The 26,466-nt window shown below is 66.9% G+C and carries 20 protein-coding genes; 9 read left to right on the top strand and 11 right to left on the bottom strand.

All coding sequences use genetic code 11. The features are described 5' to 3' along the window. Positions 1–38 precede the first annotated feature (38 nt). The 7 genes from FBZ89_RS00095 (at position 39) to FBZ89_RS00070 (ending at position 5,786) form a co-directional block, all read left to right on the top strand. On the top strand, positions 39–1,613 hold the full coding sequence (locus FBZ89_RS00095; RefSeq protein ID WP_145748015.1) for a sodium:solute symporter family transporter: 1,575 nt from the start codon (positions 39–41) through the stop codon (positions 1,611–1,613). After that, complete coding sequence (locus tag FBZ89_RS00090) at positions 1,614–2,498, top strand: N-acetylmuramic acid 6-phosphate etherase (protein ID WP_145748014.1); 885 nt, start codon at positions 1,614–1,616, stop codon at positions 2,496–2,498. It begins immediately after the preceding gene. A gap of 37 nt (positions 2,499–2,535) precedes the next feature. Further along, positions 2,536–3,261 (top strand): GntR family transcriptional regulator, encoded by a 726-nt coding sequence (locus FBZ89_RS31820; protein ID WP_145748013.1) that lies wholly within the window; start codon positions 2,536–2,538, stop codon positions 3,259–3,261. A 144-nt stretch (positions 3,262–3,405) separates the two neighbouring features. Continuing rightward, the gene (locus FBZ89_RS00080) at positions 3,406–3,639 is read left to right on the top strand and encodes a hypothetical protein (RefSeq protein ID WP_211115045.1); all 234 of its coding nucleotides are present in this window, start codon (positions 3,406–3,408) and stop codon (positions 3,637–3,639) included. Next, positions 3,591–3,830 carry an epoxide hydrolase N-terminal domain-containing protein gene (locus FBZ89_RS31125; protein ID WP_211115044.1) on the top strand — a complete coding sequence of 80 codons (240 nt, stop codon included), beginning with the start codon at positions 3,591–3,593 and terminating at the stop codon, positions 3,828–3,830. The genes FBZ89_RS00080 and FBZ89_RS31125 overlap by 49 nt, the downstream gene beginning before the upstream one ends. Further along, the gene (locus tag FBZ89_RS00075; RefSeq protein ID WP_145748012.1) at positions 3,766–4,104 is read left to right on the top strand and encodes a hypothetical protein; all 339 of its coding nucleotides are present in this window, start codon (positions 3,766–3,768) and stop codon (positions 4,102–4,104) included. The genes FBZ89_RS31125 and FBZ89_RS00075 overlap by 65 nt, the downstream gene beginning before the upstream one ends. Positions 4,105–4,433: 329 nt before the next feature. After that, positions 4,434–5,786: an amino acid permease gene (locus FBZ89_RS00070; RefSeq protein ID WP_211115043.1), complete on the top strand. Its 1,353-nt coding sequence runs from the start codon at positions 4,434–4,436 to the stop codon at positions 5,784–5,786. 24 nt (positions 5,787–5,810) lie between these two features. On the opposite strand, the gene FBZ89_RS00065 is transcribed toward FBZ89_RS00070, so the two are convergent. The 9 genes from FBZ89_RS00065 to FBZ89_RS00025 all read right to left on the bottom strand — a co-directional run bounded on the left by FBZ89_RS00065 (position 5,811) and on the right by FBZ89_RS00025 (position 22,349). After that, positions 5,811–6,113, bottom strand: coding sequence for a DUF5985 family protein (locus tag FBZ89_RS00065; protein WP_145748011.1), 303 nt, complete (start codon positions 6,111–6,113; stop codon positions 5,811–5,813). Then, entirely contained in the window at positions 6,113–6,379 is a 267-nt protein-coding gene (locus FBZ89_RS00060; protein ID WP_145748010.1) for a DUF5985 family protein, read from the bottom strand. The genes FBZ89_RS00065 and FBZ89_RS00060 overlap by 1 nt, the downstream gene beginning before the upstream one ends. Positions 6,380–6,383: 4 nt before the next feature. After that, positions 6,384–6,749, bottom strand: a complete 366-nt coding sequence (locus FBZ89_RS00055; protein WP_145748009.1) for a hypothetical protein — start codon at positions 6,747–6,749, stop codon at positions 6,384–6,386. 90 nt (positions 6,750–6,839) lie between these two features. Further along, positions 6,840–8,750: a response regulator gene (locus FBZ89_RS00050; RefSeq protein ID WP_145748008.1), complete on the bottom strand. Its 1,911-nt coding sequence runs from the start codon at positions 8,748–8,750 to the stop codon at positions 6,840–6,842. Between the two features lie 14 nt (positions 8,751–8,764). Further along, positions 8,765–15,067 (bottom strand): HAMP domain-containing protein, encoded by a 6,303-nt coding sequence (locus FBZ89_RS00045; protein WP_211115042.1) that lies wholly within the window; start codon positions 15,065–15,067, stop codon positions 8,765–8,767. Positions 15,068–15,425: 358 nt separating this feature from the next. Continuing rightward, positions 15,426–16,376, bottom strand: a complete 951-nt coding sequence (locus FBZ89_RS00040) for an AraC family transcriptional regulator (protein WP_211115041.1) — start codon at positions 16,374–16,376, stop codon at positions 15,426–15,428. A gap of 246 nt (positions 16,377–16,622) precedes the next feature. Then, positions 16,623–18,260 carry a carboxylesterase/lipase family protein gene (locus FBZ89_RS00035; RefSeq protein WP_145748007.1) on the bottom strand — a complete coding sequence of 546 codons (1,638 nt, stop codon included), beginning with the start codon at positions 18,258–18,260 and terminating at the stop codon, positions 16,623–16,625. Continuing rightward, on the bottom strand, positions 18,260–19,600 hold the full coding sequence (locus tag FBZ89_RS00030; protein ID WP_145748006.1) for a spinster family MFS transporter: 1,341 nt from the start codon (positions 19,598–19,600) through the stop codon (positions 18,260–18,262). The genes FBZ89_RS00035 and FBZ89_RS00030 overlap by 1 nt, the downstream gene beginning before the upstream one ends. 109 nt (positions 19,601–19,709) lie before the next feature. Next, entirely contained in the window at positions 19,710–22,349 is a 2,640-nt protein-coding gene (locus FBZ89_RS00025) for a TonB-dependent receptor plug domain-containing protein (RefSeq protein ID WP_145748005.1), read from the bottom strand. A 207-nt stretch (positions 22,350–22,556) separates the two neighbouring features. Here FBZ89_RS00025 and FBZ89_RS00020 point away from each other — a divergent pair, with 207 nt between their 5' ends. Continuing rightward, positions 22,557–23,237, top strand: a complete 681-nt coding sequence (locus FBZ89_RS00020; protein ID WP_145748004.1) for a TetR/AcrR family transcriptional regulator — start codon at positions 22,557–22,559, stop codon at positions 23,235–23,237. A 5-nt stretch (positions 23,238–23,242) separates the two neighbouring features. On the opposite strand, the gene FBZ89_RS00015 is transcribed toward FBZ89_RS00020, so the two are convergent. Both FBZ89_RS00015 and FBZ89_RS00010 read right to left on the bottom strand, forming a co-directional pair. Continuing rightward, entirely contained in the window at positions 23,243–24,715 is a 1,473-nt protein-coding gene (locus tag FBZ89_RS00015) for an AMP-binding protein (RefSeq protein WP_145748003.1), read from the bottom strand. 179 nt (positions 24,716–24,894) lie between these two features. Continuing rightward, the gene (locus FBZ89_RS00010; protein ID WP_145748002.1) at positions 24,895–25,464 is read right to left on the bottom strand and encodes a TetR/AcrR family transcriptional regulator; all 570 of its coding nucleotides are present in this window, start codon (positions 25,462–25,464) and stop codon (positions 24,895–24,897) included. Positions 25,465–25,548: 84 nt separating this feature from the next. Here FBZ89_RS00010 and FBZ89_RS00005 point away from each other — a divergent pair, with 84 nt between their 5' ends. Next, a complete protein-coding gene (locus tag FBZ89_RS00005) occupies positions 25,549–25,941 on the top strand; it encodes a DUF4267 domain-containing protein (protein WP_211115040.1) in 393 nt (130 codons plus the stop codon). The last annotated feature ends 525 nt before the right edge of the window (positions 25,942–26,466 follow it).

Below are 26,466 nucleotides of genomic sequence, written 5' to 3'. Positions count from 1 at the left end.
CGGCGGCAAATCGGAAGGTTCAAGGTGTTGGGGGTGGTATGAGTGGCGCTTTCTCTGGCTGGGACTGGGCGGTCGTGGGCCTGTACTTCCTGGCCGTCGCCGGCGTGGGCTACGCCGTCAACCGGCAGGACAGCGGCGACGCTCGGGATTATTTCCTGGCGTCGGGACAGGTTCCGGCCTGGCTGGCCGCCATCTCGGTCCTGGCCACCACCCAGTCCGCCGCGACCTTCCTGGGCGGCCCCGACTTCGGCTATCGCGGCGATTTCACCTATCTCAGCACCTTCCTCGGCGCCTTCCTGGCGGTGGTGATCGTCGCCCACGTCTTCATCCCCCGCTTCTACGCCAATAACGTCACCACGGTGTATGAGCTGCTGGGGCGGCGCTTTGGGCCGTCGGCCATGAAGGCGGCGGGCGGCATGTTCCTGGTGGGCCGCATCATCGCCGGCGGCGCCCGCCTGTATCTGGCGGCCATCGCCGTGGCCATGATCATCTTCGGCACCGTCACGGCAGCCAACGTCTCCGTCGCGTCCGCCTTTCTCATCCTGGCGTCCTTCCTTTTCGCCTTCCACAAAGGGCTGAAGGCCATCGTCTGGATCGATCTGCTGCAGTTCATCGTCTATGTCGGCGCCGCCATCGGCATCGCGCTGCTGCTGCTGCACCGCCTGGACATGCCGCTGGGCGACATGATCCAAACCCTGTCGGCGGCCCCGGACGGGCATGACAAGCTGCGCCTGTTCGACCTGACGGCCAGCCTCTCCGCCCCGTTCAGCCTGTGGGCGTCGCTGACCGGCATCGTGCTGCTGTTCATCGGCAACTATGCGCTGGACCAGGACACGACGCAGCGCCTGCTGGCCTGCCGCGACGCGCGCACCAGCGCCAAGGGCTTGTACCTGTCCATTGGCGCCGCCATCCCCATCGTCTGGCTGTTCATCGCCATCGGCAGCCTGCTCTACCTGTTCTATCGCGGGCCCGCGGCGGCCGGCGCCGGCCCCGCCCGCGCCTTCCAGGGCGAGGACATCACCGTCCTCATGCACTTCATCCTGACGGAGGCGCCGGCCGGCATCCGCGGCATGATGGCCATCGGCGTCATCGCCACGGCGGTGGGCACCACCATGTCGGCGCTGAACGCCATGTCGTCGGTGCTGATCCAGGATTTCTACCGCCCCTGGCACGCCGCCCGGCACCAGGCCGGTGAACACCATTACGTCATGGCCGGCCGCTTCGGCATGGCGGCGGTCAGCGCCGCCACCCTGGTCATGGCCATCGGCTCCTACTACTGGCAGCACTACACCCGGGCGCCCCTGCTGGACTTCGTGCTGTCGGTCATGAACTTCGCCTATGCCGGGCTGCTGGGCGTCTACTTCACCGCCCTGTTCACCAGCCGGGGCTCCAGCGTCTCGGTCATGGTGGCGCTGGCCGGCGGCTTCCTCGTCGTGCTGGCCCTGCAGCCGGCCGTAGCCCGGGCCCTGTTCCTGCCGGCGGGCCTGCAGAACCTAGCCTTTCCGTGGCAGCTGTGCGTGGGAACGCTGGCCGCCTTCGCCCTATGCGCGTGCGGACGCGCCGTCCGCCAGACGGATGGCGCCACGCAGCGTGCGCGCCTTCAGGAGATTTGAATGTCCACCGAAACCTACGGCCGACGCTTCGTCGAGATTGCCGAATGGCCGACCAAGGTCGCGCTGGAGGCGATGCTGGAGGGCCAGCTCGCCGCCGTGTCTTCCGTCTACGGTCAGCTGGACCGTATCGCCGCCGCCAGTGAAGAGGCTGCCGAGCGCCTGCGTGACGGTGGGCGCATCGTCTACATGGGCGCCGGCACCTCCGGCCGCATCGCCGTCCAGGACGGCGTGGAACTGACCCCTACCTACAATTGGCCGGCCGACCGTCTGGTGTTCGTGCTGGCCGGCGGCACCCTGGCCGTGACGGAAAGCGTGGAGGGGGCGGAGGATGACGAGGCCGACGCCCGCGCCCAGATCGCGGCGGCAGCCCTGGGGCCCAATGACGTCGCCATCGGCGTGGCCGCCAGCGGCCGCACGCCCTTCACCGTCGCGGGCATAGAGGCGGCGCGGGCGGCCGGCGCCCTGACCATCGGCATCGCCAACAACCCCGGCAGCCTGTTGCTGAGCGCCAGCGACCATCCCATCCTGGCGGAGACGGGAGGCGAGCCCGTCGCCGGCTCCACCCGCATGAAGGCGGGCACGGCGCAGAAGGTGGTCCTTAACCTTTTATCCACGACAATGATGCTAAGATTAGGGCTGGTCTACCGCGGCCTGATGGTGGACATGCGGGTTTCCAACGAAAAGCTGGCGCGCCGTGCCTGCGGTATCGTACAGGAATTGACGGGTGCTTCCGAAGTAGAGGCGGAGGACGCGCTGAAGGTTTCGGACTATAACATCCGCAAGGCCGTCCTTGTCGCTTCGGGCCGCCCCCCGGCAGAGGCCGACGCACTCTTGTCGCTGTATCCCAAAGACCTGAAGTCGGCCTTGGCCCATGGTCCCCTTTGACGTTTAACCCTCCCCATTTTTGCGATATGTGATCCCGATGCGCGATAAACTGGCCCCCCAGCCCGAAGACAGCACCCCGATCTATTTGCAGCTCGCGCGGAAACTGCGGGAACAGATCGCGTCGGGCGGAATCGACCCCGGCAATGCGCTGCCGTCGGAACGCAATCTCAGCGATCTCACCGGCATGTCGCGGGTGACAATCCGCAAGGCCATCGACAAGCTGATCGAGGAAGGGCTGCTGTTCCGCAAGCACGGGTCGGGTACCTTCGTGGCGCCGCGGATAGAGGCCCCGGCCTTCCTCAGCGGCTTCAGCGACGATGCCCGTCGGCGCGGCGACAAGCCCGGCGTCATCTGGATGATGAAGGCCTACGCCAGCCCCACGGAGGATGAGGCGGCCATGCTGGAGATCCCCGTGGTGACCAAGGTGGCACGGCTGAGCCGCATCCGCCTGTCGGATGGGGAACCGCTGGCCATAGAGCATGCGGTCGTGCCGGCGCGTTTCCTGCCGGCGCTGGAGGAACTGGGCGATTCCCTGTACGAGGCCCTGGGCACCCACGGCTATCGCCCGGTGAAGGGCCAGCAGCGCATCCGTGCCTCGCTCGCCACGCCGACGGAGGCCGGCATCTTCTCCGTCAAGGAGAATGCCGAGGTGTTGCGCATCGAGCGCGTGACCCGCCTGGGTGACGGCACGCCGGTGGAATTCACCCGTTCGGCCTATCGCGGCGACCGCTATGAGTTCATGAGCGATCTGCGCTGCGAATGACGCCGGTACGCCCGTCTGGCGGCTAAACCCGGGGCGCGGCTGACAGCCGCCAATACCGGATCACAAGCCATAACAGGCGCTGCATCCGCCTCTCGCTTACTGATTCCGCCGTGGGCTATCCTCTGCGGAAAAGGGAAGCGATCGATGAATTTCCCCTCGGCGACACGCCGACATTTCCTGGCTGCCACGGCGGCGGCCGGTGCCCTGGGCACCCTTCCTGGCGCGGTGCGGGCCGCCACGGGCGACGCGGTCATCCGCCCGTTCAAGGTCCAGATCCCGGATGAGGCGCTGGCCGAGATGAAGCGGCGCGTCAACGCCACCATCTGCCCATGTTCATCACCGAGATCGACGGGCTGGACATCCACTTCATCCATGTGAGGTCCCGGCACCTCGAGGCCCTGCCCATGATCATGACCCATGGCTGGCCGGGCTCCATCCTGGAATTCCTGAAGGTCGCCACCAGCCGCCATTGGCCGCTGCGCCGGCAGTGGCGAGCTGTTCACCATGCCCGAGCTGTTGCGCGTCAAGGCCGACGTCCTGCGGGCCTTGCCCGACCGCGACCCGGCTGAGGTGGAGGCGCTGTTGCAGGACGCGCCGGCGTGGAGCCGCCGGCAGGCGGCCAAGGCCTGGGAATTGCGGGCGGCGATCGATCTCGCCCGCCTGTGGATGGACCAGGGGCAGCCGGCCCGGGCGCTGGCCCTGCTGCTGCCCCTGCGCGACGGATTCCAGGAAGGGCTGGATACCGCCGACCTGCGTGCGGCCGATCAGCTGCTGCTCATGCTGGCGGATCTGCCGGGAACGGCCGACGGCGGCGGCGCGCTGTCGGCCTGGCCCTGGTCGTGAGGGGAATGGCCGGTAGTCGCTCGTCGATATCGGGCGCTGTGACCCACAAGGGACGCGCCATATCTCTCCCCCGTATCAGGATCGAGGACGGGATCAACGGCTTCGCCGCCCACTGGGCTGGACCTTATGCTGGTCGTCGTCGGCCGGCTGCATCTGGGGCAGCCACCGCGCCGAAAAGATGATATGAACCCTTCTGCCCAAGTAAAGATTGGCTGGCGGAAGCCTTGAATTACCTGGGGACGGGCGAGAGTCGGGCTTTGGTCAAGTAACATAAGAATTTTCGGGAGAGGGATTTTAATGTTTTGTGATCAAGCCGCCGGCGGTGCCGCGTGAGTGACGTGTCGGAAGGGCTGGTTCGCGGCCTGAAAAGCCGTCATGTGCAGATGATCGCACTGGGCGGCGCCATCGGCTCCGGGCTGTTCCTGGGATCGGCGCAGGCCATCCACAAGGCGGGGCCCAGCCTGCTGCTGGCCTACGCGCTGGGTGGCATGGCGGTGTTCTTCATGGCGCGGGCGCTGGGTGAGCTGCTGCTCTACCGCCCCGTGGCGGGGTCCTTCGCGACATACGCCCAGGAATTCGTGGGGCCCTGGGCCGGCTTCGTCTCCGGCTGGTCCTACTGGTTCCTGTGGGTGATGGTTGGCATCGCCGAGCTGACGGCGGTCGGCGTCTATATCCGTTACTGGTTCCCCAACCTGCCGCAATGGGTGCCGGTGCTGGCCATGCTGGGCGTATTGCTGGCCGCCAACCTGCGCAGCGTGAAGGTGTTCGGCGAGTTCGAGTTCTGGTTCGCTCTGATCAAGGTCCTGGCCGTCGTCGCCCTGTTGATCTTCGGCGTGGCGGTGCTGGGCTTCGACGCCGGTGGTCTTGGCACCCACGCCAGCGTCTCCAACCTCTGGACCCACGGCAGCATCTTCGCCAACGGCACCATGGCCACCCTGCTGGTCTTTCCGGCCGCCCTGTTCGCCTTCGGCGGCATCGAGCTGATCGGCGTGACGGCGGGCGAGGCGGAAGATCCGGGCAAGACCCTGCCGCGCGCCATCAACGGCGCCCTGCTGCGCATCCTGGTGTTCTACATCGGCGCCATCGTGGTGATCATGTCGCTGGTGCCGTGGGACCAGATCTCCCCCGATTTCAGCCCCTTCGTCACGGTGTTCGACCATTTCGGCATTCCCGCCGCCGCTGGGGTGATCAATTTCGTCGTGCTGACGGCCGCCGCCTCGGCCTGCAACAGCGGCATCTTCTCCTGCGGCCGCATGCTGCACACCCTGGCCAACGCCAAGGAGGCGCCCGCCTATTTCGCCACGCTCAGTGATCAGCGTGTGCCCACGCGCGGCATCATCGCCTCGGTGGTGTTCATGCTGGCCGGTGTGCTGGTGAACTACGTGGCGCCCGAGCAGGCCTTCATCTACGTGATGAGCACGGTGGTGGTGATCCAGCTGTGGACCTGGTCCATCATCATCATCTCCCACCTGTTCTACCGCCGCGCCGTGGCGGCGGGCCGGGTGACGCCCTCGCCCTACCGCATGCCGGGCGCGCCGTGGACCGGGTATCTGACGCTGGCCTTCTTCGCCCTGACCCTGGTGCTGCTGGCGTTTGACGACAATACCCGCCTGGCCGTCTATGTCGCACCCGCCTGGGTGGTGGCGATGGTCATCGGCTGGCAGGTGGCCAAGAGGGGATGACCGCCGGGCGGGAAGCCGATCCCGTCAGGGCCGGGCTTTTCCCCGCCGCCGCACGTTCTTGCCGACGATGGCGGCGATGATCAGCGAGAAGGCCACCAGCCGCAGGCCGAACGCCCACAGGTATTCGCCCTGCGCCACATCGGCGAAGGTGGTGATCGCCTGGTTGATGGCCAGCAGCCCGAAGGCGGTGGCGAAAGCCAGGAACAGCGTGTCCCGCACCCGGGCCCAGAACCGCAGAAAGAATAGGCTGACCAGGAAATAGCCCAGCGTCACGCCGCCGGAAAGGTAGCTCAGTATCTTGACGGACTCGTCCACTCCCGCGGCCATCACTCCGTCTCCCAGATAAGCCCGACCAGCAGGATGCCGACGGAGACCAGGGCGGTCACGGTGCGCAGCGGACGCAGGTCGATCTCGGGCAGTACGACAAAATCCAGGAACAGCAGGAAGTTGTTGATCGCCAGGCCGGTGAAGCAGAGCGCGCTCCACAGCAGCAGGCGCGACCGGTCCTGCAGGTATTTGCGGGTCAGAAGAACCATGCACAGGAAGCTGGTGGCCCCACACAAAAGGTAAACGGCCGCTGCGAGCGTCGGCATGGCCTCAATCCTTGCTCAGTTTGAAGGCGTCGGCGAAAGACTTGATACGCGAATTCGGGGTCGAGAGGATGGCTTTGATGATGGATAGCGGCTGTTCGGCATAGGCGGTTTCAAGATCGCGCACGAAGGCTTCCAGGAGGGGCACGGCCGGCTGGAACCGGTGGGCGTCGCCTTCGGCGACAACCAGGCCCGCTTGGGCCAGGGGCGCCAGCGCACCCTCGATCGCGGCGGCGCTGCTGCGCAGGTGCAGGACCAGTTCAGGCACCGTCCACGCCCGGTTACGTCCCCGGTACAGGAACAAGAGGGTTTCCAACGCCCAGACGGAGGGGATGGAGAGACGCAAGAGCTGAAGGTGCCGTTCGGAGAGCATGGTCGTTACCGTCTAGTCCCCGGTGGCCCATGGCCGCCCGCGGCGACGCCGCGGGCCCGGGATCAGCCTCCAGTGATGGGGGTGGAAATGTCAGGCGAGACTGGCGACCTGCCCGGTGGCGAAGACGCGCATGGGGGGCGACGCGGCCGGGCCGATGAGCGTCAGCAGGACGCGTTCCAGATCGGACAGCCGCACGGGCTTCTGCAGCACCGGCACGCCGTGATAGCGGTCATCCATCGTCACCTTGTCGTATCCGGTGAGGAAGATGAAGGGCACGCCCGCGTCGGCCAGCAGATCGGCCACCGGGTAGATCGGCGTGCCCTGCAGGTTGACGTCCAGGATGGCGCAATCGATGCCGCCGGCCTTGGCCAGGACCAGGGCCTGGGGCAGGGTGCCCACGGGGCCGACCACCGCCATGCCCAGATCCAGCAGCGCCTGTTCCATCATCATGGCCACCATGGCCTCGTCATCCACCACCATGACCCGCAGCCCGCTGGGAAGGTGGTGGGCCGGGGCGGCGGGCTCTGGCGCCGGTGGGGCGGCGGGGGCGGCGTCATCGGCCACCAATTTCCCCACCTCGTTCATGGGAATGCTGAAGGTGCAGACCAGGCCGGTGGGCAGCCAGTTCATCTCGACCCGGCCGGACAGTTGCCGTTCCACACTTTCGGTGATGGCGCGGATGCCGAAGCCGCGCGACCGCGGCGACGTTGCCGAGGGGCCGCCGGTTTCCCGCCACGTCAGGGTCAGGACATCCGCGCGGCTGTGCCACGTCAGCCGGACGCTGCCGGTTGGTACTGACAGCGATCCGTATTTGGCGGCGTTGGTGGCCAGTTCATGGATGCTCAGCGCCAGCGACTGGGCGGTGGCGGGCAGCAGCATCACGTCCGGGCCGTCGAACACCACGCGCGGCGTGTCGCCGGACTGATAGGGGGCCATCTCCTCGCGCACCAGCCGCACCAGTTCGGCGCCCTGCCAGCGGGAATTCGACAGCAGCGTGTGCACCCAGGCGATGGCGCCGATGCGACCCTCGACCGCCTCCACGAATTCAGGCACGGACGGCGCCCGTGTGAGGCGCAGCACTGACTGGACGACGGCCAGGGCGTTCTTGGCCCGATGGTCGACCTCGCGCGCCAGCATCATCTGCCGGGCCTCGGCATCCTTGCGCTCGGTGATGTCGAAGGTGACGCCGCTCAGCCGGCGGGGGCGGCCATCCGCGTCGCCGGTGGGGGCGGCGGCTGCGAAGCACCAGCGGATGGCGCCGTCGGGCCGGATGATGCGGAACTCCTCGCCATAGCGCTGGCCGGTGGTGGCGGCCTGGCGGATGGCCCGGATCTGCGCCTCCCGGTCCTCGGGATGGAACAGGGCCCAGGCGCTGGCGGCGGTGACGGCGAAGCGGGCGGGGTCGGTGCCGAAGATGCGATGCTGGGCGTCGTCCCACATCAGTTCGTCGGTATCGGCGTTCCAGTCCCAGGACCCCATGCCGCCGGCGGCCAGGGCCAGGCTGCGCCGCCGCTCGCTCTGCTGCAGGCGGGCGGCCGTGTGCTCCAGGTCGGCGGTGCGCTCCGCCACGCGGCGCTCCAGCTCCGCGTTCAACTGCTCCAGCTGACGGGTCTTGCGGTGCAGCTCGACGAAGACGCGGACCTTGGCGCGCAGCACCTCGGGCACCACCGGCACGGGCACGTAGTCGACCGCCCCCGCCTCATAGCCGCGCAGCCGGTCGACGTCCGACATCATGACCGCCGAGATGAAGATCATGGCGGTCTTCTCGAAGCGGGGATGGCTGCGGATCATCTCAGCCAGTTGGAAGCCGTCCAGATCCGGCATGCAGACATCGACCAGGATGACGGCAATATCGTGCCGCAGCAGATGCTCCAGCGCCTCGCGGGCGGAGCCGGCCTTGATCAGGTTCTCCCCCAGTTCGCTCAGGATGACCTCGTAGCTGAGCAGCTTGGCCGGCTGGTCATCCACCAGGAGTATGTTGGCCTTGGGCGTGACGTCCATGGTGAAGCGTCCCCTCAGCGATGCAGCCACATGCGCAACGCCGACAGCAATTGCTCGGTGTTGACCGGTTTGGCCAGGTAATCAGAGGCGCCGGCTTCCAGGCATTTCTCACGATCACCCTTCATCGCCTTGGCCGTCAAGGCGACGATGGGCAGCCGGCGGAAGGCCGGGTTGGCGCGGATGACGCCCATGGTCTGGTAGCCGTCCATCTCCGGCATCATGATGTCCATCAGCACGATGGCGATGTCGGGGGTCTGCTCGATCAGGGTGATGGCCTCGCGCCCCGTGGTGGCCGCCAGCACCCGCATGCCCCGGCGTTCCAGCACGCTGGACAGGGCGAAGATGTTGCGGGCGTCGTCGTCCACCAGCAGCACGGTGCTGCCCACCAGATCCTCGTCCGAGCCGTGCAGCCGTTCCAGCATGCGACGCTTGTCCGCCGGCAGGTCGGCCACGACGCGGTGCAGGAACAGCGACGTCTCGTCCAACAGCCGCTCCGGCGATTCCACGCCCTTGACGACGATGCTGCGCGCCATGGCGTGCAGCTTGGCATCCTCTTCCGCCGACAGCTCGCGCCCGGTGAAGACGATCACCGGCACGTCGCATAGGTTGCTGTCGGCGCTGATGACCTCCAGCACCTCGAACCCGGTCATGTCGGGCAGGCGCAGGTCCAACACCACGCAGTCACACGGTTTCTCGCGCAGGGTCTTCAGCGCCTCCGCCCCGGTTCCGGCGGCCAAGACCTCGATGTCGTCGTGGCCCAGCAGCTCGGTGATGCTCATCAGCTCGGCGGCGTTATCCTCCACCACCAGCAGGCGCTTGCGCCGCGGCTGGGCGTATTCCTTGATCCGCTCCAGCGCGCTGTCCAGCACCTCCGGCGAGGTCGGTTTGGACATGAAGGAGAAGGCGCCCCGGGCCAGCCCGTGCTGCCGGTCCTCGTCCAGGGTGATGATCTGCACGGGGATGTGGCGGGTGGCCGGGTTGTGCTTCAACTGGCTCAGCACCGTCCAGCCCAGCATGTCGGGCAGGAACACGTCCAGCGACACCGCCGTCGGCTGGTATTGGCGCGCCAGGTCCAGGGCGTCGATGCCGCGCATGGCGACCAGCACCTTGAAGCCCTTGTCGCGGGCCAGGTCGACCATCACCCGGCTGTAGTGCGGGTCATCCTCGACGATCAGCAGGACGGCATCGCCGGGTTGGATGTCCAGCCGGTCGTCCACCACCTGCTCCAGCGCCCGCTCCGGCAGGCCGGCGGCATGGCGCCAGTTGGCGTCGGCCGGTACCAGGGCCGGGCGATGGTCGTTGGCGACCACGGCGCGGGCGGTGTGGACGGGGGCCAGATAGGTGGCCGGGATGTACAGGGTGAAGGTGCTGCCGCTGCCGGGCGTGCTGCGCAGGTGGATTTCACCGCCCAGCAGGTTGGCCAGTTCGCGGCTGATGGCCAGGCCCAGGCCGGTGCCGCCATACTTGCGGCTGGTGCTGGCGTCGGCCTGCTGGAAGGCCTCGAAGATGATCTTCTGCTTCTCGGTGGGAATGCCGATGCCGGTGTCGCTGACCTCGAAGGCCACCACCTTGGGCGACTGCTTCAGGATGGGATGGTCCGACGACCAACCGCTGGCCGGCGCCGAGACGGTGAGGCGCACGCCGCCCGTCTCGGTGAACTTGAAGGCGTTGGACAGCAGGTTTTTCAGCACCTGCTGCAGGCGCTTGCTGTCGGTGGTGAGCGTCCGGCCCAGCGTCGGGTCCAGCTGCACGTCGAAGGCCAGGCGGCGGTTTTCCGCCTCGTGCCGGAAGGGCCGCGCCACGGTGTCCAGCAGGTTGTTGAAGAAGATCTCCTCCGCCTCCACCGAGACGGTGCCGGACTCGATCTTCGACAGGTCCAGGATGTCGCTGATCAGGTTCAGGAGGTCGGTGCCGGCGCCATGGATGGTGCGCGAGAATTCCACCTGCTTGGGCGTCAGGTTGCCGTCGGGGTTCTCGCTCAGCTGCTGGCCCAGGATGAGGATGGAGTTCAGCGGCGTGCGCAGCTCGTGGCTCATGTTGGCCAGGAACTCCGACTTGTACTTCGAGGTCAGGGACAGTTCCGTCGCCTTTTCCTCCAGCGCGCGGCGGGCCTGTTCGATTTCCTGGTTCTTGCGCTCCACCTCGACGTTGCGCTCGGCCAGCTGCTGCGCCTTCTGTTCCAGCTGTTCGTTGGTCTGCTGCAATTCACCCTGCTGGGCCTGCAGTTCGGCGGCCAGCTGCTGCGACTGCTTCAACAGGCCTTCCGTCTGCATCGTCGCCTCGATGCTGTTCAGCACGATGCCGATGCTGGCGGTCAACTGCTCCAGGAAGGTCATCTGCAGGCCGGTGAAGGCCGTCATGGACGCCAGCTCGATCACCGCCTTCACCTGGCCCTCGAACTGCACGGGCAGGACCACGACGCTTTGCGGGATGGCCTTGAACAGGCCGGAGGAGATGGGCACGACGTTGGCCGGCATCTCCGTGATCAGGATGCGGCGCTTGTCGGCGGCGCATTGGCCGATCAGCCCCTCGCCGATCTGCAGGCGCTGCGGGTGGCCGTGGGTGGCGTCGTCGGCATAGCCGGAGACCAGCTTCAGGCTGCGCGGGCCTTCCTCATCCATCTGGTAGATCACGCCCTGGTGGGCGCCGACCAGGGGCGTCAGCTCGGTCAGCAGCATGCGGCCCACGGTCGACAGGTCGCGCTGGCCCTGCAGCATGTTGGTGAAGCGGGCCAGGTTGGTCTTCAGCCAGTCCTGTTCGGTGTTGCGGTCGGTGGTCAGCCGCAAATTGTCGATCATCGTGTTGATGTTGTCTTTCAGCTCCGCCACCTCGCCGCGGGCGTCCACCTGGATTGAGCGGGTCAGGTCGCCCTTGGTCACGGCGGTGGCCACCTCGGCGATGGCGCGCACCTGGGTCGTCAGGTTGGCGGCCAGCAGGTTGACGTTGCCGGTCAGGTCCTTCCAGGTGCCCGCCGCGCCCGGCACGTTGGCCTGGCCGCCCAGGCGCCCTTCCACGCCCACCTCACGCGCCACGGTCGTCACCTGGTCGGCGAAGGTGGCCAGGGTGTTGGTCATGTTGTTGATGGTCTCGGCCAGGGCCGCCACCTCGCCCTTGGATTTCACCGCCAGGTTCTGCTTCAGGTCGCCGTTGGCGACGGCGGTCACCACCTTCACGATGCCGCGCACCTGTTCCGTCAGGTTGGCGGCCATGACGTTCACGGTGTCGGTCAGGTCCTTCCACGTGCCGGCCACGCCGGGCACCTGGGCCTGGCCGCCCAGCTTGCCTTCGGTGCCCACCTCGCGGGCCACGCGGGTCACCTCGCCGGCGAAGGCGTTCAGCTGGTCCACCATGGTGTTGATGGTGTTCTTCAGCTCCAGGATTTCGCCCTTCACGTCCACGGTGATCTTGCGCGACAGGTCGCCGCGCGCCACGGCCGTCGTCACTTCGGCGATGTTGCGCACCTGGGTGGTCAGGTTGGCCGCCAGCAGGTTCACGTTGTCGGTCAGGTCCTTCCAGGTGCCGCCCACGCCGGGCACCACCGCCTGGCCGCCCAGGCGCCCCTCGGTGCCGACCTCGCGCGCCACGCGCGTCACCTCCGCCGCGAAGGAGCGCAACTGCTCCACCATGGTGTTCAGCGTTTCCTTCAGCAGCAGGATCTCGCCGCGCACGTCCACGGTGATCTTCTTGGACAGGTCGCCGTTGGCGATGGCGGTGGCCACCTCGGCGATGTTGCGCACCTGGGCCGTCAGGTTGCCCGCCATGAAGTTCACGCTGTCAGTCAAATCCTTCCAGGTGCCGGCGACGCCGGACACCTGGGCCTGGCCGCCCAGCTTGCCCTCGGTGCCGACCTCGCGGGCCACGCGCGTCACCTCGGCGGCGAAGGCGTTCAGCTGGTCCACCATGGTGTTGATGGTGTTCTTCAGCTCCAGGATTTCGCCCTTCACGTCCACGGTGATCTTGCGCGACAGGTCGCCGCGCGCCACGGCCGTGGTCACCTCGGCGATGTTGCGCACCTGGTCGGTGAGGTTGGAGGCCATGAAGTTGACGCTGTCGGTCAGGTCCTTCCAGGTGCCGGCCACGCCGGGCACCTGCGCCTGGCCGCCCAGGCGCCCTTCGGTGCCGACCTCGCGGGCCACGCGCGTCACCTCGCCGGCAAAGCGGTTCAGCTGGTCCACCATGGTGTTCAGCGTTTCCTTCAGCTGAAGGATTTCGCCGCGCACGTCCACGGTGATCTTGCGCGACAGGTCGCCGTTGGCGATGGCGGTAGCGACCTCGGCGATGTTGCGCACCTGGCCTGTCAGGTTGCCGGCCATGGAGTTCACGCTGTCGGTCAAATCCTTCCAGGTGCCGGCGACGCCGGGCACCTGGGCCTGGCCACCCAGCTTGCCATCGGTGCCGACCTCGCGGGCCACGCGCGTCACCTCGGCGGCGAAGGCGTTCAGCTGGTCCACCATGGTGTTGATGGTTTCCTTCAGCTGCAGGATTTCGCCGCTGACGTTGACGGTGATCTTCTTGGACAGGTCGCCCTGGGCCACGGCGGTGGCGACCTCGGCGATGTTGCGCACCTGGCCGGTGAGGTTGCCGGCCATGGAGTTGACGTTGTCGGTCAAATCCTTCCAGGTGCCGGCGACACCGGGCACCTGGGCCTGGCCGCCCAGCTTGCCCTCGGTGCCGACCTCGCGCGCCACACGGGTCACTTCGGCGGCGAAGGCGTTCAGCTGGTCCACCATGGTGTTCAGCGTTTCCTTCAGCTGAAGGATCTCACCCTTCACGTCCACGGTGATCTTGCGCGACAGGTCGCCGTTGGCCACGGCGGTGGCGACCTCGGCGATGTTGCGCACCTGGTCGGTCAGGTTGCCGGCCATGGAGTTCACGCTGTCCGTCAGGTCCTTCCAGGTGCCGGCCACGCCGCGCACCATGGCCTGTCCGCCCAGCTTGCCCTCGGTGCCGACCTCGCGGGCCACGCGGGTCACCTCGCCGGCGAAGGCGTTCAGCTGGTCCACCATGGTGTTGATGGTTTCCTTCAGCTGCAGGATTTCGCCGCTGACGTTCACGGTGATCTTCTTGGACAGGTCGCCGTTGGCGATGGCGGTGGACACTTCCGCGATGTTGCGCACCTGGGCCGTCAGGTTGCCGGCCATGAAGTTCACGTTGTCGGTCAGGTCCTTCCAGGTGCCGCCCACGCCCGGCACCACCGCCTGTCCGCCCAGCTTGCCCTCGGTGCCGACCTCGCGCGCCACGCGGGTCACCTCGCCGGCGAAGGCGTTCAGCTGGTCCACCATGGTGTTGATGGTGTTCTTCAGCTCCAGGATTTCGCCGCGCACGTCCACCGTGATCTTGCGCGACAGGTCGCCGCGCGCCACGGCGGTGGTCACCTGGGCGATGTTGCGCACCTGGTCGGTCAGGTTGCCGCACATGGCGTTGACCGAGTCCGTCAGGTCCTTCCAGGTGCCGGCCACGCCAGGCACGATGGCCTGTCCGCCCAGCTTGCCGTCGGTGCCCACCTCGCGCGCCACGCGCGTCACTTCCGACGCGAAGGACCGCAGCTGGTCCACCATGGTGTTGATGGCTTCCTTCAGCTGCAGGATCTCGCCGCGCACGTCCACGGTGATCTTCTTGGACAGGTCGCCGTTGGCCACGGCGATGGTCACCTCCGCGATGTTGCGCACCTGGGCCGTCAGGTTGGACGCCATGGAGTTCACGGACTCCGTCAGGTCCTTCCAGACGCCCGTCACCTCGCGCACCTGGGCCTGTCCGCCCAGCTTGCCATCGGTGCCGACCTCACGCGCCACGCGCGTCACTTCCGAGGTGAAGACGTTCAGCTGCTTGATCATGGTGTTGACGATGGTGGCGGAGCGCAGGAACTCGCCCTGCAGCGGCCGGCCATCCACGTCCAGCGGCACCGTCTGCAGCAGGTCGCCGCGCGCCACGGCGGTGATGGCGCGGGTCACTTCCGTCGTCGGCCACAACAGGTCGTCGATCAGGGAGTTGACCGACCCTTCCATGTCGCCCCAGGACCCACTGGACAGGTTGAACTTCACGCGCTGGCGCGTCTTGCCCTCGCGCCCCACCACCTGGCCCACCCGTTCCAGCTGCTGCGCCATCCGTTCATTGGCGGCGACGATCTCGTTGAAGGTGTCGGCGATCTTGCCCAGGACGCCGCCATGGTTGCCGGACATGCGGACGGAGAAGTCGCCGACCTTCACCGCCTGCAAGGCCTCCAGCAACTGGTACAGCTCCGCCCCGCCGGGGGGAGGGCTGTCCAACGCCACGGTCGAAACGGGGACGGCGTCGGCGGTGTCGTGCTGGAGCTGCAAGGAAGCCTCCCGGCGTGGGCCCGGCTGGGGCCACGGATTGATGACGCTCGGCCCCGGGGGTGGCCGGGGCCTTGTTCTTCCCTGAGGGGGCGCCGCATCCGTTCCTGCCGTGCAATCGCCGACCGGAGCACCCCTATTGGGCTGATTTTACAAGTACGGATATTTCACGGGCGTAGTTTAGCATCTCGTTCTATTCATATGGTCTAGCAGTTCCCAAGAGTTCGATACAGCTTCTGTCCGTCTATGCCGATCTATAACTTAGGTAAGTGGGATAATGCGGTGATCGTATATCTGTTTTGACTATGCCTTTTGGGTGAGCGCCGCCATGGTGCCGCCCCTGCGCGGCCCGGCCGGTCCTTCACCCCGGGTGGCGGCCGGGCACGACGTTCCGCTGATGGGCGCGGCGCCAGGCACTCGGCGGCTGGCCGCACAAGCGGGAAAAGACCTGGGTGAAATGGCTCTGGTCGGAGAAGCCGCAGCGCAGGGCGATGTCGGCCAGGGGCAATTCGCCTGCCGTCAGCAGTGCCTTGGCCAATTCCACCCGGCGGCCGGTCAGCCAGCGGTGTGGCGGTTCCCCCACCGACTGGCGGAAGGCGCGGGCGAAGTGCGCCGCCGACAGGCCGCAGGCGTCCGCCAGCTGTTTCAGCGTCACTGGCGCCCGCAGATCCGCTTCCATCATCTCTTTCGCCCGGCGTTCCTGCCACAGGGCCAGGCCGCCCCGGCGCCAGCCGTCGGGCAGCTCCCGCCCCATGATGCGCACCAGATAGGTGCAGAAGGCGTTCAGGATGTAGTCGACGAACAGGGCCGGGGCCCGGCCGGGCGTGGCCAGCGGCGCCATCAGCGCCAGGCCGAAATGGGTGATCACATCGTCGATCATCGTCAGGCCGGATTCATATTCCAGCCCGTGAAAGCCGCGTAGCCCCGCATCCCGGGCCCAGTGGGCCATGGCGCCGCGCGGCAGCTCGAAACTGATGATGTCCACGGGATGGACGATGCGCCAGACGCAGGGGTCGCGCATGTCGCGGAACGAGCATTCCATGGGCGCCCGGGGGGCCAGCTGCAGCATGCGCCGGCCCTGTTGCATGGTGCAGGCGGGGGTGGGCTGCAGGTAAAGCCGCGCCAGGTGGGCCTCGATGCCGCCGTAACCCATTTCCACATCGGGCAGGGCGTCGCAGGTGGTGCGCCGGACGCTCAGCCGTTCGCCGTCATCCGTCAGCTGCGAGTGCAGGATGGTCGCCGAAATGAAATTCGTTTCGGCCACGCTGCGGGCGTCGGAGGCGGAGGACGCGGGCAGGGCGGGCGGCTGCATCTCCAATTTCCCCTCGGCAGGACGGGCACCGGTCCAATGACGGTTCGGGACGGAGGCAGCGTAGCAGCCAAGGGCCTAAAAATATTGTCAAATTTCACCCGGTAGAGCGTGGCGGGCGAGGGCCCTCCCTCGCCCGGCTGCCACAGGGCAGCCGGGGCGCGGTCTCACCTCACCGCCCTGTCGGGCCAGGAACAGGGCGTGCCGCCGGCCCCGGTGACGATCGCGACACGCCCCGTCAGCGGCATGTCAGCAACCCTCCGCATGTGGGGGCAGCACGGGCGAGACGACGCCGGTGTTCCAGTTCCAGGGCTGGTTGCCCGCCGCCCGGCGGCGGCACACGGTGGCCTCGTGCAACGCGTACATGCCCGGCATCACCTTGTGCCCCGGTTGCGCCGTGTCGGTGAAGGCCATGTAGCCTTCATCCTTGCCGAAGACGGGCCAGGCTGGCAGGCCCTCCGCCACCGGCTTCCCGTCGCGGGCGAAGCTGGCCCAGTAATCGCTCATGGCGGCGGTCAGGCGGCGCTCGACCGGGGTGTCCGGCGCCTTCGGCCAATAGGACGGGGTGTGCGCCATGGTGCCGAAGACATAGGGGATTTCCGAGGCGTGGAAGCTATGCAACCCCTTGTCGTCCATGGCCGGATAGCCGTGGTCGAACAGGTAGAGATAGCCCTGTTGTCCCAGCTTGGTCTGGTCCCGCACCAGCCGCTCGGCCGTCCAGCCGTACAGCGCGTCGCGGGTGGCCGCCAGCTCGCTTTCCTCCAGCTTGCCGGTGGCGGGGTAGAGCCGCAGGAATTCATCGGCCAGGTCGCCGTAGCGTTCGCGGATCATCGCCTCATAGGCCTTGGCGTCGGCCGGCGGCGGGGCGATCAGCCAAGGCAGGGACCGGATCTCCCCGCTGTTGAAGCCGGCCAGGATGGGGACGGGCGCCTGCTCCCCCTTGTCGAACACGTCGACCAGCTGGCCGGTCAGCACCTTGCCGTCCACCGTGCCCAGGGGGAAGTAGTTGACCTTGGCCGCCGCCTGCACCAGCGTTTCCGCGTCCATGGCGCGCAGCGCCGCCACGTCGGTCGCCCCCACCTGTCCGGCGATGTAGGACCCGATGGCCTCCGCCGCGAACTCGCCATGGTTGGGTTGCTTCAGCTCGGGCATGGAGATCATGTAGCCGCTTTCCACCACCGCCTTGGCGAACAGCCCCTTCGCCTTGGGCGACGCCATCAGGTACATGACCGACAGCGCGCCGGCGGACTCGCCGGACACCGTGACATTGGCCGGGTCACCGCCGAAGGCGGCGATGTTGTCGTGGATCCAGCGCAGGGCGGCGATCTGGTCCAGCAGGCCGTAATTGCCGGAAATGCCGTCGGGATTTTCCGCGCTCAGGCCGGGATGGGCCATATAGCCCAGGACGCTCAGCCGGTAATTGATGGATACGACAATGACGCCGCGCCGTGCCAGGGCGGCGCCGTCATACATCTCGTTGAAGCCATAGCCGTTGAGCAGCGTGCCGCCGTGGATCCAGACCAGGACGGGGGCGTTCCTCGCCCGCGTCGGCGCCGTGATGTTCAGGGTCAGGCAATCCTCGCCCATCGCCGGTGGCGGGTTGGTGTAGAGGGTGGTGCCGGCCGCCTTGGGTTGCACGCAGGCCAGCCCCGGCGCCCCGGCGTCACGCACGCCCGTCCACGACGGCAGCGCTTCCGGCGCCTTCCACCGCAGCGGGCCTACCGGGGGTTTGGCGTAGGGAATGCCCTTGAAGACGTTCAGGTCGCCATCGCTACGGCCCGCCACGGTTCCGGCCGGCGCCCGCACCGTGGGATTGTCCCCGGCCATGGCGCCGGAGGATAACAAGGCGGCCGCGGCGCAAGCGCCCAGGCGCAGGAAAAGACGCATCAGTGACCTCCGGTCCGGTTGGCTTCACCCCTCAGCACCCGCGCCAGCGCCAGGAATAGCGCGATGGCCAGGAAATAGAAGGGGACAAGGGTGTAGAAGGCGAGTTGCAGGGAATTGCCGGGATGGGCCGCCCGGAAGTGGTCGCTGGCGGCCCCCAGGTAGGTGGGGCCGAACCCCAGGCCGATCAGGTTCATGACCAGCAGCAGCAAGGCGCCCGACAGCACGCGCTGGTTGGGCCGCACCTCCTCCTGCACCAAGGTGACGGCGGGGGAGAGGAAGAAGTAATTGAGGATGGTCGGGCCGATCAGCAGCAGCAACGCCAGCTGCCACCCCGGCGCCCAGACGAAGCCCACGAAGAAGGGTACCGCGCCCGCCAGGCCCAGCGCCGGGACCAGGGCGTAGGCTTGCTTGGACCGGCCGCTGAGCCGGTCCACCAGCCGGCCCGAGGCATACATGCCGATGGAAATGCCGATGCCGATCAGCAGGGCGTAATATATCGCCACCTGTTGCAGGCTCATGCCCTTTTCCCGCATCAGGAACAGGACCGTGAAATTCATGACGGCGTAGGTGACGAACTGCGTCGCCCCGCAGGCCAGCGCCATCAGCAGCAGTGACGGCCGCCGGAAGAACATCGCCACCGTTTCGATGAAACCGGCCTTGGCTTCGGCCGGCTGGGCAGGCGCAGCGCCGACCGGTGGTGTATCCAGCCCGCCGCGCTTGGGCTCCCGGATGGTCGTCCAGACGATCAGCGCCGCGGCGACACCGAACATGCCCAGTACCAGGAAGGCGCGGCGCCAGCTGTAGGCGGCGGCGATGGAGGCACCGAAGGCGATGCCCAGCGCCTGGCCCAGCGGCGGTCCCAGGTTGAACAGGCCCAGGGCGGCCCCCCGCCGCCCCGGTGGGAAATAATCGGTGATGATGGCGTAGGAGGGGGGCACGCCACCCGCCTCCCCCACGCCCACGGTCATGCGCGCCAGCACCAGCTGCGGATACGTGGCCGACAAGCCGCAGGCCACCGTGGCCGCGCTCCATAGGGCGCAGGCGATGGACAGCACCCGCACGCGGTTGGTGCGGTCGGCCAGCCAGGCCACGGGGATGGAGATGAAGCAGTAGAACAGGGCGAAGTAGAGCCCGCTGATCAGGCCCAGTTGGCCGTCGCTGACGCCCAGGTCATCCTGGATGGGCTTTGCCAGTATGGACAGCAACTGCCGGTCCAGGAAGTTCAGCACGTAGACGAAGCAAAGCGCCGCCAGCACGTACCAGGCGCGGGCATCAGGCGGCGGCGCCGTGCCCAAGGGCGAAGTCGATACCGGCTTCGGCGCCGGGGAAACGATGGTCATGTCTTATACCTGTGGCTGGTACCTGTGGCTGGTGCCGATGCCCGATGCCGCCCCGCGACATCGCCGCGGGGGTTGGCCCACGGCGACGTCGGGAGAGTGACCCGACTGCCTAAAAGCCTTTTCTGATATTGAGGGCGACGAAGCGGCCGATGGGATTGTAGTTGCTGCCGATGCCGTCCGTCGCGGGGAAGTAGGGCGGCCGCTTGTCCAAGAGGTCGTTGATCTGCAGGGCCAGTTCGGTCTTCGAGGTCATGCCGCTGTCCGGCAGGGTCCAGGTGACGCGCAGGTCGACCGTCGTGTATGGGTCGGCGCTGTACACGCCGGTGCCGGTGGGGGTGGCGAAGCTGTTGGTCACGCCGTCCTGGTAATTGACGAAGGTGACCACGCTGAGCGCGCCGACGGTGGCGCCCAGCGAGGCCCGGAAGGTCCATTGCGGCAGGCCCAGCCGCAGGCTGTCCGACACCGGGGCGGTGGGTGACAGCTGCGTGTCGAACTTCAGGATGTAGTTGCCGGCCAGGCCCGCGAACACGGTGCCGAAGCCGACGTCCCGGTGATAGCCGAAATCGAAGTCCAGGCCGTTGGTGGCGCGGATGCCGAAGTTGCCCAACCGCTCATCCAGCAGGTTGCCAATGGGCGGCGGGGGGTTGGGCAGGTTGACCGGCGTGGCCACGCCCAGCAGCTTGGCCAGCTGCGCCGGTGTGGGGTTACGGTAGACGACGGAGGTGAACGTCGGGTCGGTGAAGACCAGCGACGACGGCGGCGTGCCGATCGCGCCGTCGAACTTGATGTCGTAGAAAGTGGCGCTGGCGCGGAAGTCCGGCAGGAAGTGCGGCTGCCAGTCGATGCCGACGGAATAGGTGCGGGCCGTCTCTGGCTGCAGGTCGCGGTTGCCGCCCAGCAGATAGACCGTATTGACCTGTGCCGCCCCCCGCGACGGGTCGCGGGCCAGGACGGCGGCGCTGGCGGCGTCGAGATAATAGGCACCCACCGTGGCCCCGACCTGGCGCATGCCCGGCGCCCGGAAGGATTTGCCGTAGGAACCCCGGATGGTCAGGTCTTCCACCGGGTCCCAGTTGATCCCGACCTTGGGATTGCTGGTCGATCCGAAGTCGCTGTAGTGGTCGTAGCGGCCGGATACCGACAACGACAGGCGGTGCAGCAGGGGCGCCTCATTGCCGGCGCCCACGATGGGTGCGAAGACTTCACCGAAGGCGGAATAGATATCCCGGTCCAGATCCTCGGGCACCGGTGCCGTGCCGACGAAGCCGCGCTGGGTGAAGGTCTCGTTGCGGAACTCCGCACCGGCCGCGAACTTCAGCGGCCCGCCCGGCAGGTCGAACAGGGGCCCGTCGAGCTTCAGGGCGCCCAGGTTGGTGTGCTGGGTGACGGTGACGGCGGTGGGGTAGGTGGTGATGGCGGCGGCCACGCCTGGGGCGGTGCGCTGGCCGAAGGGATCCAGGGCCGTGGCCGTCGTCGTTCCCGCCGCTGCGACGGCGAGGGCCACGGGGTTGACGCCGGGAATGTAGGCGTCGTTGGTCGACCAGTCGAAGGTGCCGTAGACACTCAGGTTCAAATCGGCGGGCAACTGCACATCGACGCCCACCGACGAATTGCCCACCCGGGTGTTGTCGGTGTTGTCGAGGTGGTCGGAGCCGAAGAGATTATCGGCGCGGAACAGGACGGTCTCCGACGTGGCGCCGCTGCCGGGCGGCGCCACGAAATAAGGGTTCGCCCTGGTGATGGTCAGCGTCTCGACGGGCGGGGCCGCCTGGATGATGTCCTTACGGTCCGAATACAACAGATCGGCCCACACAGTGACACGCTCGCCCAGTTCCTGCCGGCCGCTCAGGAAGCCGCTGTGCAGGCGTGACCGGGGGAGCAAGTCGACCGTGGCGTTGTTGTCGCAGTAATTGATCGTGCCCGGCGCGAAGTTGGGCGCCGCGTAGGTCAGCGCGCCGGTCTGCGGGATCACCACGTTGGCGGAGGGGCAGTTGTACGACCGGGTGTCGACACCGCCGGAAGGCCGGAAGTCCTGGACGCGATAGTCCCGTTCGCCGCCGGTGATGTTGGTATTCCGCATGAACTCGTAAGCCGCCAGGAAGGACCCGGTGGCCCAGGTCCGGCCAATCACACCGCTGGCTGACACCGAGTGATAGCCATCGGACATGCCGTAGCGGACATCGGCCTCCGCACCGGAGAAGCGCTGGCGGGTGATGAAGTTGACCACGCCGGCGATGGCGTCTGAGCCGTAGACCGATGAGGCGCCATCGGGCACGACCTCCACCCGTTCCAGCGCCAGGCTGGGGATGTTGGGGTAGTCGGGGCCTGTGTCGTTGGCCGCGGCGCTGGCCAGGCGGTGGCCGTTCATCAGCGTCAGCGTGGCGCTGGAGGGCAGGCCGCGCAGGCCTGGCGCGAAGGTGCCGAACCCGGCGCTGCTGGCGCGCGGGGCGGTGTTGAAGCTGTTCAACTGCGGCACGGTGGCCAACAGGTCCGCCGTCGTCGTGGCGCCGATGGTCTTGATGTCGTCGTTCGAGACGCTGATCAGGTTCGAGCCCACGGGCGGGACGCCGCGAATTCTGGAACCGGTGACGATGATCTCTTCCAGCTCGCCGCCCGATGTCGCGGCGGCGGCCTCCGCTGGCGCGGCCGATGTCTGGGCCCATGATGGGCCCGACGCGAAAAGCATGACGGTCAAGAGCGATGTGCCGGACAGCGCGACGCGCCTCGCGGCTTTCCAGGTCCCAGGCATGCGTTCCCTCCCCGTTTATTTATAGGTTTCTCAAAGCGATATCCGATGGCCGCTAGGTCGTCAAGTTCATTCATTTAGTGATAAATGAAAAAGTTTGACGGGCAATGTCATTGCTTGACCCGACGGGGCGGGCGCCCCATCGTCCCTGTCGAATGAGGGGTGGATGGCGTCTTTTCCCGACGCGTCCAATCAGGAAGGCCGGAGAATATGGCAGCAGAGCCGAAGCCTACGGGCCGCCGCACGCGGGCGGAGCAGCGGGCCGCGACCGTGAAGTTGATCCTCGATACCAGCGAGGACCTGTTCGCCCAACTCGGGTACTTCGGGGTGACGATCAAGGATGTCGCCGACAGAATGGGCATCCATCCGGCGCTGATTCACTATTACTTCGACGGCAAGAAGGCATTGTTCGATGCCGTCTTTGAACGCCGCGTGCAATATGCGGTCACCACCCGCACCGCGGCGCTGGACGCTTATGAGGTGGCGGCTGGGGACTACCCCACCGTCGAGGGGATACTGCGTGCCTATTATGAAGGGGCGTTCGACATCTACATCAGCGGGGGCGACGGCTGGCGCCACTTCGGACGGATCTTCGCGCAGGTGAACAATGCACCGGGCTATGGCGCGGAGTTGATGGACACCTATTTTGACCCCCTGGCGCTACGGCTCATCAGCCTTCTGCAGAAGGCCCTGCCCGACGCCACGCCGGAAGATCTCTTCTGGAGTTTCCAGTTCACCTCCGGCGCCTACACGCTGATCCTGTCACGCACCGGCCGCATCGACCGCCTGTCGGACAATTTGTGCACGTCCGAGGATTTCGAGGCCGCCCGTCATCGCTTCGTGACCTTCATGGCGGGTGGCTTCGAGGCCCTGTACAAGCGCGCGAAGTAGGCTGGTCAAGACGGGGAGGGCGTTCCCCCCAGCCGGGCGTCGCGAAGGGCGGCCCGGCGCACCTTTCCCGCCTCATCCCGCAAGGGTTCGCTGGTGAACTCGATGCTCTTGGGCAGCTTGAAGCGCGCCAGCCGTTCGGCCACGAATTCCAGAAGGTCCGCGTGGCTCAGCCCCGCGCCCTCGACCGGCTGGACGATGGCGTGGACGCGGGCGCCCCAGTCCTCGTCGGGCAGCCCGACCACCGCGCTGGTCCGCACCGCCGGATGCGCGTCCAATGCCGCCTCGACCTCCGCCGGATAGATGTTGGCGCCGCCGGAGATGATCAGGTCGTTGCGGCGGTCGGACAGGTAAAGATAGCCGTCCTGGTCCACGGACCCCAGGTCGCCGGTCGATTCCCAGTCACCGATGCGCCGGGACGGGCTGCCCAGATAATGGTAGGTCGACCCTGGGCCGCCCTGTGGCCGGAAATAGATTTCACCCACCTCGCCCGGACGGCGGCGGTGCCCGTCGGCATCCAGGATGGCAAGCTCATATCCCTCGCGCACCTGGCCGACCGAACCACGATGCGCCAGCCAGTCCGTGCCGGAGATCATGGTCGACCCGATGCCCTCGGTCGTGCCGTAAAATTCCCAGACCCGCTCGCTGCCCAGCCAGCCGATCCACGCCTCCTTCAGCCAGGCGGCGCAGGGGGCGGCCATGTGCAGCATCATGCGCAGGCTGGGCAGGGTGAAACGCGACAGGGTTTCCGGGGCCAGGCGCCAAATGCGGTGCATCATGGTGGGCACCATGGTCACCCAGGTCACGCCGTGGGCCTCAATGAGCTCCAGCGCGCGCAACGCATCGAACCGGCCCATCTCGACAATGGTGCCGCCGACGAACAAGCCGGTGAAAATGCAGTGGAAGGGGGCGTTGTGATAGAGCGGTCCGGGGTTCAGGATGATGTCGCCGGGACGCTGGCACAGGAAGCCCTCTTCCGGGTTCCAGCGCGCCGGCATGGCATCGACGATCACCTTGGGCCGTCCGGTGGACCCACCGCTGGTCATCGCCTTCCAGCGGGGTGAAACCACCTCCGGCAATGGATCAGCCGAATATTGGTCCAGGGCCGCTCCCTGGCCGGGGGGCAGTACCGGGATTCCAGCCTGGGGCAAATGGCCGACGACCAGCCGGGGGCGGACGATGTCAAGGATCGCATCCATTTCCAGCCGCGGAAGCTTGGCCGACACGATGTTGGGGACGGCGCCCAGTTTCCAGATCGCGAAGGTGGTCTCATAGAAGTCGAGGCCATTGGGCAGCGCCACCGTGACGAAGTCGCCTGGGCCGACGCCTCGCGCCGCCAGCAGGCGGGCGCGCGCATTCGAGCGCGCGTCCAGTTCGTCATAGGGAACGGCGACACCTTCCAAGACCAGCGCGGCCCTGCCGGGCGACCGGCGCGCGTGGTGGGCCAGAATGGAACTCAGCGCGATACCATCGTTTGACATAGCGACAACGCCTCTTGGGAAGCCCTTTCCCCGACCCCTTCTCGTCTTTGGTGCGCTCGAATGGGGCTGGGAATGAGAACCACCTACCGCGCGGGCGCTGGCGGGTCAAGTTCATTCACTTACTGCTAAATGAAAATTGTATATTGGAGAGGTGCCTGCACCGCCAATTCGCGGGGACCTCACGGCTCAACCAGGCAGTTGACCACAAGCGTGACGCGCGCTGCACGCGCGCCCTGTCTGATCCGGCCGGAACGCTCCAGATCCGCCAACCCATGGAGCGCCGCCCAGAATGTCTCGGTCGCGACCTCGACATCTGTCCGCGACGGCCCGACAGCCTCGGCCAGCGCCGCGAAGGCGTCCTTCAACTCGGGGCGTGTATCGGCTTCCGCGAAGCGCAGGCCGGTCGCCATGGTGAACATCGCCTCGTACAGGGCTGGGTGCGCACGTGCGAAGGCCAGATAGGCCGTGGCGACGCTCTCAAGCGCGCCTTGATGACCGGCCGATCCATATGCGGCCTGGCGGAGCGCCGCCGCCAGTTCGCCAAACCCTTGGACGGCGACCGCCGCCACGATGGCGTCCCTGTTCTCGAAGTGCGCGTAGAGGACGGGCTGGCTGTACTCGATCTCCTCCGCCAGGCGCCGGATCGTCACGGCGTTCCATCCTTCGTTTTCCGCGATCAGGCGTGCCGCCGCCGTGATGCGCTGCTCGCGCTCGGCCCGCTCCCGGCCTTTTCTCTCCGCGATACCCACGCGCCACCTCCCTTGCCATGGCCACCAGGATTTATAACGAAGCTTGAAAAGTTATCAATGCTAGATTATATAACGGCAATCAATATGGAGGTGGACATGCACGGGTTCTCAATCGCGGTGGCGCTGCTGGCGGCTTTCGGAATCATCGTCATCGGCGTCCTGTATCTTTTAAGCCCAAGGTCGGCGACCTTGAGTTTCGGCCTGCCGCTGCCTGAGGCGGGCGTGAACATCGCCTGGTGGCTGCGGCTCAAGGGTGTGCGCGACATCGCTTCCGGATTGGTTGTCCTCGCCCTGATGGTTTGGGGTGGGCCGCAAATGGTCGGCATCGCCTTGCTGGTCGAAGCGATGATTCCGCTGGGCGACATGTCGCTCATCCTCGCGGCGAAAGGCTCAACCGGGCGGGCATTCGGCATCCATGGCGTCACGGCGGCGCTGATGGTTCTGGCCGCGGTCCCGCTGCTTGTGGGGGTGGCCTGAGATGCCGCCCATGCTCTCCCGATCTGGGGTCTCGCCGCCGCCTTCCTTGGCGGAGGGGTGTTCAACGCCATCGGCGCGCCCGGCGTGCGCATGGGTTTCGTCTGCTGGGGATTCCCGGGGTGGTGGTGTCGTGTGACCGGTGCCTTGGGGCCAGGGCCAACAACCGCCGAACCGGATCAGCATCGCCGCATCGGCGGGCCAATTGGCGCAGACCCGCTGCTGAATAATCCGAACGAACCGCGACGGCCGAACCCATCGCAAGCCTCCTCTGCGCTTGCTCCGGTGAATCAGAAAATCAGCCGAAGCGACAAATACTGACTTACTCGTCAGTCAGTATTGCCCTGCCGCAGTGGATATGAGAAGGTTCCCTAGTTCGCGACAACGCGTCACCAAGACGCGGCCGCAACAGGGAGGCACACATGAACCGCTTAGGGTCTGTTGATAAATTATCGCTTCAATCTGGTCGGTGTGTTTGGCGAAATGGTGTAGTTCCATTCGCCATGGAAGTCATGTCGACGGATGTTG

Origin of the sequence: Nitrospirillum amazonense (genome assembly GCF_007828045.1) — a bacterium.
Lineage (GTDB): Bacteria > Pseudomonadota > Alphaproteobacteria > Azospirillales > Azospirillaceae > Nitrospirillum > Nitrospirillum amazonense_C.
The sequence above is the reverse complement of the archived record's forward strand: the minus strand, read 5'-3'. Positions and strand labels throughout refer to the sequence as shown.

Excerpts from the sequence above, each read along its gene's own strand:
- FBZ89_RS00095 (WP_145748015.1), top strand. The coding sequence starts at position 39 with ATGAGTGGCGCTTTCTCTGGCTGGGACTGGGCGGTCGTGGGCCTGTAC.
- FBZ89_RS00090 (WP_145748014.1), top strand. The coding sequence starts at position 1,614 with ATGTCCACCGAAACCTACGGCCGACGCTTCGTCGAGATTGCCGAATGG.
- FBZ89_RS31820 (WP_145748013.1), top strand. The coding sequence starts at position 2,536 with ATGCGCGATAAACTGGCCCCCCAGCCCGAAGACAGCACCCCGATCTAT.
- FBZ89_RS00080 (WP_211115045.1), top strand. The coding sequence starts at position 3,406 with ATGAATTTCCCCTCGGCGACACGCCGACATTTCCTGGCTGCCACGGCG.
- FBZ89_RS31125 (WP_211115044.1), top strand. The coding sequence starts at position 3,591 with ATGTTCATCACCGAGATCGACGGGCTGGACATCCACTTCATCCATGTG.
- FBZ89_RS00075 (WP_145748012.1), top strand. The coding sequence starts at position 3,766 with ATGCCCGAGCTGTTGCGCGTCAAGGCCGACGTCCTGCGGGCCTTGCCC.
- FBZ89_RS00065 (WP_145748011.1), bottom strand. The coding sequence starts at position 6,113 with ATGGCCGCGGGAGTGGACGAGTCCGTCAAGATACTGAGCTACCTTTCC.
- FBZ89_RS00060 (WP_145748010.1), bottom strand. The coding sequence starts at position 6,379 with ATGCCGACGCTCGCAGCGGCCGTTTACCTTTTGTGTGGGGCCACCAGC.
- FBZ89_RS00055 (WP_145748009.1), bottom strand. The coding sequence starts at position 6,749 with ATGCTCTCCGAACGGCACCTTCAGCTCTTGCGTCTCTCCATCCCCTCC.
- FBZ89_RS00050 (WP_145748008.1), bottom strand. The coding sequence starts at position 8,750 with ATGGACGTCACGCCCAAGGCCAACATACTCCTGGTGGATGACCAGCCG.
- FBZ89_RS00040 (WP_211115041.1), bottom strand. The coding sequence starts at position 16,376 with ATGCAGCCGCCCGCCCTGCCCGCGTCCTCCGCCTCCGACGCCCGCAGC.
- FBZ89_RS00035 (WP_145748007.1), bottom strand. The coding sequence starts at position 18,260 with ATGCGTCTTTTCCTGCGCCTGGGCGCTTGCGCCGCGGCCGCCTTGTTA.
- FBZ89_RS00030 (WP_145748006.1), bottom strand. The coding sequence starts at position 19,600 with ATGACCATCGTTTCCCCGGCGCCGAAGCCGGTATCGACTTCGCCCTTG.
- FBZ89_RS00025 (WP_145748005.1), bottom strand. The coding sequence starts at position 22,349 with ATGCCTGGGACCTGGAAAGCCGCGAGGCGCGTCGCGCTGTCCGGCACA.
- FBZ89_RS00020 (WP_145748004.1), top strand. The coding sequence starts at position 22,557 with ATGGCAGCAGAGCCGAAGCCTACGGGCCGCCGCACGCGGGCGGAGCAG.
- FBZ89_RS00015 (WP_145748003.1), bottom strand. The coding sequence starts at position 24,715 with ATGTCAAACGATGGTATCGCGCTGAGTTCCATTCTGGCCCACCACGCG.
- FBZ89_RS00005 (WP_211115040.1), top strand. The coding sequence starts at position 25,549 with ATGGAGGTGGACATGCACGGGTTCTCAATCGCGGTGGCGCTGCTGGCG.